Source organism: Mycobacterium talmoniae, from assembly GCF_001854525.1.
GTDB classification, from domain to species: domain Bacteria; phylum Actinomycetota; class Actinomycetes; order Mycobacteriales; family Mycobacteriaceae; genus Mycobacterium; species Mycobacterium talmoniae.
Genome location: NZ_MLQM01000244.1, coordinates 1 through 5,551 on the forward strand (window position 1 = coordinate 1; position 5,551 = coordinate 5,551).

Annotated in this window: 5 protein-coding genes; 4 read left to right on the forward strand and 1 reads right to left on the reverse strand. The window is 68.4% G+C overall.

What is annotated here, in order from left to right; all coding sequences use genetic code 11:
* The coding region (locus BKN37_RS25425; RefSeq protein WP_165618396.1) for a hypothetical protein at positions 1-776 on the reverse strand (776 nt) is incomplete at its 3' end.
* Positions 777-983: 207 nt separating this feature from the next.
* Here BKN37_RS25425 and glf point away from each other — a divergent pair.
* The 4 genes from glf to BKN37_RS25445 all read left to right on the forward strand — a co-directional run.
* On the forward strand, positions 984-2,189 hold the full coding sequence (gene glf, locus BKN37_RS25430; RefSeq protein ID WP_071029873.1) for a UDP-galactopyranose mutase: 1,206 nt from the start codon (positions 984-986) through the stop codon (positions 2,187-2,189).
* 47 nt (positions 2,190-2,236) lie between these two features.
* Positions 2,237-4,135, forward strand: a complete 1,899-nt coding sequence (locus tag BKN37_RS25435) for a glycosyltransferase (protein WP_071029877.1) — start codon at positions 2,237-2,239, stop codon at positions 4,133-4,135.
* Entirely contained in the window at positions 4,128-4,658 is a 531-nt protein-coding gene (locus BKN37_RS25440; RefSeq protein ID WP_071029879.1) for a phosphatase PAP2 family protein, read from the forward strand. The genes BKN37_RS25435 and BKN37_RS25440 overlap by 8 nt, the downstream gene beginning before the upstream one ends.
* On the forward strand, positions 4,651-5,551 hold a 901-nt coding region (locus tag BKN37_RS25445; RefSeq protein ID WP_071029875.1), incomplete at its 3' end, for a decaprenyl-phosphate phosphoribosyltransferase. The genes BKN37_RS25440 and BKN37_RS25445, both read left to right, overlap by 8 nt.

Consider the following 5,551-nt stretch of genomic DNA (forward strand, 5'->3'; position numbering starts at 1 on the left):
GCGCTCAGCACATCGCTGACGAGCCCGCCGCTGGCCCCGCCGGTGGCCGGCATGCCGCCCATCGAGGGATCACCGAGGATCGGGTAGGTGCCGCCCATGCCGGGGTCCAATCCCACCGGGGTGGTGATCGGCACCTCGTTGGGACCGGTCAGCCCCAGTCCCCCACCGCCCAGCGACGGGTCGGTCAGCCCCGGCGTGGTCGCCCCGGGCAGGCCGGTTGGGCTGGTCAGCCCGGGCGTGGTGGCCCCGGTCATACCGGCCGGGCTGGTCAACCCCGGCGTAGTGGCCCCCGGCAGGGTGCCGGCAGGGTTGGTCAACCCCGGGTCGGTCAATCCAGGGTCGGTCAACCCCGGTGACGTCAGCCCGGGCGTCGCCCCCGGGGTGGCCAAGCTCGGGTCGGTCAGGCCCGGCGTCGCCGCTGGCGAGGTCAACCCCGGTGACGTCAACCCCGGCGTGGCACCGGGGGAAGTCAGGCCCGGCGAGGTCAACCCCGGTGAGGTCAGCCCCGGCGACATGCCCGGATACCCGCCGGTGGAAGCACCCCCCAGGCCGGTCGGCACCGGCGGCAGGTTGATGCCGAACTGCGACAACCCCTGCGAGAGCGCCGACATCAGCTCGTTGGGCAGGTCGGTCACCACCGCCGCCTGCACGAACTGATCGTGCTGGGGCGCGTCGGTCAGATCGGACACAGCGACCACTGCAAAAGGACTCGAGACGGCCAGGGCGGCGACTGCGCTCATAGCTGTCGAGAGCCTGCGTCGACGTCGGTTCGGCACGGAAGTCTCCTCAATATCTGGGCTACGGTTCGTCGTCGTCTTGCTGTACGACGCGGCTTGAAGCCGACACGATCGATGGTACGGCCGTGACTCGTGAGACTAGAGTGACGATATCGAATCGTGAGGCAATCGCGACCTCTACTGCACCGCGCCCCGGCGCCGTTGCGAATCGGGCTGCGGCCGGGTGGTCGGATACCCTAGGCGCCGATGACCGCACGTTTTGACCTCTTTGTCGTTGGCTCTGGATTCTTCGGCCTGACGATTGCCGAGCGGGTCGCCACCCAGCTCGGCAAGCGCGTCCTCGTCGTCGAGAAGCGTCCGCACATCGGCGGCAACGCCTACTCGGAGCCGGAGCCGCAGACCGGGATCGAGGTCCACAAGTACGGCGCGCACCTGTTCCACACCTCCAACAAGCGGGTGTGGGACTACGTGCGCCAGTTCACCGAGTTCACCGGCTACCAGCACCGGGTGTTCGCGATGCACAACGGGCAGGCCTACCAGTTCCCGATGGGGTTGGGCCTGGTGTGCCAGTTCTTCGGCCGGTATTTCACCCCCGACGAGGCGCGGGCGCTGATCGCCGAACAGGCCGCCGAGGTCGACACCAAAGAGGCGAAGAACTTCGAGGAGAAGGCGATCAGCCTGATCGGCCGCCCGCTCTACGAAGCGTTCATGAAGCACTACACGGCCAAGCAGTGGGAAACCGACCCCAAGGAGTTGCCGGCGAGCAACATCACCCGGCTGCCGGTGCGCTACACGTTCGACAACCGCTACTTCAACGACACCTACGAGGGTCTGCCGGTCGACGGCTACACCGCCTGGCTGCAGAAGATGGCCGCGCACGAGAACATCGAGGTCCGGTTGGACACCGACTGGTTCGACGTGCGTGACGAGCTGCGGGCCGCCAGCCCGGACGCCCCGGTGGTGTACACCGGACCGCTGGACCGCTACTTCGACTACGCGGAGGGCCGACTGGGCTGGCGCACCCTGGACTTCGAGCTCGAGGTGCTCGACACCGGCGATTTCCAGGGCACCCCGGTGATGAACTACAACGATGCCGACGTGCCGTACACCCGCATCCACGAGTTCCGGCACTTCCATCCCGAACGGGCCTACCCGACGGACAAGACGGTGATCATGCGCGAGTACGGCCGGTTCGCCAAGGACGACGACGAGCCGTACTACCCGATCAACACCCCCGACGACCGTGCGATGGTCGAGGCGTACCGCGAGTTGGCGAAAACCGAGATGGCCTCGGCGCGGGTGCTGTTCGGTGGCCGGTTGGGCACCTATCAATATCTGGACATGCACATGGCTATCGCCAGTGCGCTGAGCATGTACGACAACATCCTCGCGCCACACCTGCGCGACGGTGTGCCGCTGCATGACAACGACAGGGAAAGCGGCAAGGGATGAGCCCCAGCGACGCGGCACAGCGCAGCGAGGAGAAGGAGCGGCTGCCGATGAACGACACCCCCAGCAAGGCCGTCAGCCGGCTGGCGCGGGTCATCCTGCCCCGCCACGGTGAGCCGCTGGACGTGCGCAAGCTCTACATCGTGGAGTCGAGCACCAACAGCCGCCGCGCGCATCCGCTGACCCGCACCAGCCTGGAGATCGGCGGCGAGTCGGAGGTGTCGTTCGCGACGTACTTCAACGCGTTTCCGGCGTCCTACTGGCGGCGCTGGTCGACGCTGAGCTCGGTGGTGTTGCGGGTGGAGCTGACCGGCTCGGCCCGGGTCGACATCTACCGCTCCAAGGCCACCGGCGCGCGCATCGCCGTCGACGGCCGGCCGGTGTGCAGCGGCGAGGACAACAAACCGGCGGTGGCCGAATTCGAGATCGGGCTGCAGCCCTTCGAGGACGGCGGCTGGATCTGGTTCGACATCACCACCGACACCGCGGTCACCTTGCACAACGCCGGCTGGTACGCGCCGTGCCCGGCACCCGGTAAGGCCAACATCGCCCTCGGCATCCCGACGTTCAACCGGCCCGACGACTGCGTCAACGCGTTGGCCGCGCTCACCTCGGATCCGTTGGTAGACGAGGTGATCGGCGCGGTGATCGTGCCCGATCAGGGCACCAAGAAGGTCCGCGACCATCCCGACTTTGCGGCGGCCGCCGCGGGCCTGGGCGCCCGGCTGTCCATCCACAATCAACCCAACCTCGGCGGGTCCGGCGGTTACAGCCGGGTGATGTACGAGGCCCTGAAAAACACCGACTGTGAACAGATCCTGTTCATGGACGACGACATCCGCATCGAGCCCGACTCGATTCTGCGGGCGCTGGCGCTCAACCGGTTCGCCAAGGAACCCATCCTGATCGGCGGCCAGATGCTCAACCTGCAGGAGCCGTCGCACCTGCACGTGATGGGGGAGGTCGTCGACCAGAGCGTGTTCATGTGGACCAACGCACCGCACACCGAATACGACCACAACTTCGCCGAGGACTCGCTGGCCGACACCGAGGAATTGCACCGGCGCATCGACGTCGACTTCAACGGCTGGTGGATGTGCATGATCCCGCGGGCGGTCGCCGAAGAGCTCGGCCAGCCGGTGCCGTCGTTCATCAAATGGGACGACGCCGAATACGGGCTGCGGGCCGCCGAACACGGCTACCGCACCGTCACCCTGCCCGGGGCGGCGATCTGGCACATGGCGTGGAGCGACAAAGACGACGCCATCGACTGGCAGGCCTACTTCCACCTGCGGAACCGGTTGGTGGTGGCGGCGCTGCACTGGGACGGCAACGTCACCGGCCTGCTGCGCAGCCACCTCAAGGCGACGCTCAAACACCTTGCCTGCCTGGAATATTCGACGGTGGCGATCCAGAACAAGGCGATCGACGACTTCCTGGCCGGCCCCGAGCACATCTTTTCCATCCTGGAATCGGCGCTGCCGGACGTGCACGCGATGCGCAAGGCCTACCCGGACGCGGTGGCGCTGCCGGCGGCCAGCGAACTGCCGGCGCCGTCCCGGATGCATCGCGCGATGAAGCCGCCGGTGAACCCGGTGGCCATCGGCTATCGGCTGGCCCGCGGGATCGCCCACCAGGTGCGCCGGCATGACCCGGTGCACCACCAGCGCCCGCAGCTCAACGTGCCGACCCAGGATGCGCGCTGGTTTTTGCTGTGCACCCAGGACGGTGTCACCGTCACCACCGCCGACGGGCGTGGTGTGGTGTACCGGCAGCGCGACCGCGCCAAGATGTTCGCGCTGTTGTTCCAGTCGCTGCGTCGCCAGCGCCAGTTGGCGCGCCGGTTCGACGCCATGCGCCGGCGCTACCGGGAGGCGCTGCCGGTGCTGTCCAGCACCCACCACTGGGAGACGGTGCTGCTGCCCCAAGATGCGCCCGACCATGGCTGAGCCGACGCCGGCGCGCGGGGAAGTGGCCGCGTTGGTGGCGGTCCAGTCGGCGCTGGCCGGCCGGCCCGGGGTGCTGGCCGCCGCGCGCGGCCTGTCGCACTTCGGGGAGCACAGCCTCGGCTGGCTGGCGGTCTCGGCACTGGGCGCGCTGGCCCAGCCACGCCGACGCCGCAGCTGGCTGCTCGCCGGGGCCGGTGCGCTGGCCGCGCACGCCACCGCGGTGGTGATCAAACGCGTTGTCCGCCGGGAACGCCCGCACCACCCGGCGGTCGCGGTCAATGTCGGCACCCCCAGCCGGCTCAGTTTTCCGTCGGCGCACGCCACCTCCACCACCGCGGCGGCCATCCTGCTGGGTCGGGTCACCGGCCTGCGGCTGCCCGCCGTGCTGGTGCCGCCCATGGCACTATCTCGGATGGTCCTCGGCGTGCACTATCCCAGTGACGTCGCCACCGGCGTCGCCGTCGGCGCCGCCGTCGCAGCCGTCGCGATCCGGCTGGACAACTCGGGAGAGTCAAATGGCTGAAAAGACGGCAGCGGTGGACGGGCCGCCGGCGAACCTCGTCACCGGGGTCATCAAGGCGCTGCGCCCCAAGCAGTGGGTGAAAAACGTGCTGGTGATCGCCGCGCCGCTGGGCGCGTTGGGCCGCGGCGTGCACTACGACTACCTCGACCTGGCGTTCAAGGTGCTGATCGCGTTCGTAGTGTTCAGCCTGGCGGCCTCGGCGGTGTACCTGGTCAACGACGCCCGCGACGTCGAAGCCGACCGGGCACACCCCACCAAGCGGTTCCGGCCGATCGCCGCCGGGGTGGTGCCCGAGTCGCTGGCCTATGCCCTGGCCGTGGTGCTCGCGGCGGTGTCGCTGGGCATCTCCTGGTGGCTGACTCCGAACCTGGCGCTGGTGATCGGCATCTATCTCGCCATGCAGCTGGCCTACTGCTTCGGCCTCAAACACCAAGCGGTGCTGGACATCTGCATCGTGTCCTCGGCGTATTTGATCCGGGCCATCGCCGGCGGCGTGGCCACCGACATCTACCTGTCGCAGTGGTTCTTGCTGGTGATGGCGTTCGGCTCGCTGTTCATCGCGGCCGGCAAGCGCTACGCCGAGCTGCAGCTCGCCGAGCAGACCGGCGCCAAGATCCGCAAATCGCTGGAGAGCTACACCGGCACCTACCTGCGCTTCGTCTGGACGCTGGCGGCCACCGCGGCGGTGGTGTGCTACAGCCTGTTCGCCTTCGAGCGTGACAACGGCTCCGGATCGTGGTTCGCGGTGTCGATCATCCCGATCACCATCGGGCTGCTGCGCTATGCGGTCGACGTCGACGGCGGGCTGGCCGGCGAGGCCGAGGAGATCCTGCGGCGTGACCGGGTGCTGCAACTGCTGGCGCTGGCGTGGCTTGGGACCATCGGTGCAGCAG

Coding starts and splice junctions, on each gene's coding strand:
- glf (WP_071029873.1), top strand. CDS start 984: ATGACCGCACGTTTTGACCTCTTTGTCGTTGGCTCTGGATTCTTCGGC.
- BKN37_RS25435 (WP_071029877.1), top strand. CDS start 2,237: ATGAACGACACCCCCAGCAAGGCCGTCAGCCGGCTGGCGCGGGTCATC.
- BKN37_RS25440 (WP_071029879.1), top strand. CDS start 4,128: ATGGCTGAGCCGACGCCGGCGCGCGGGGAAGTGGCCGCGTTGGTGGCG.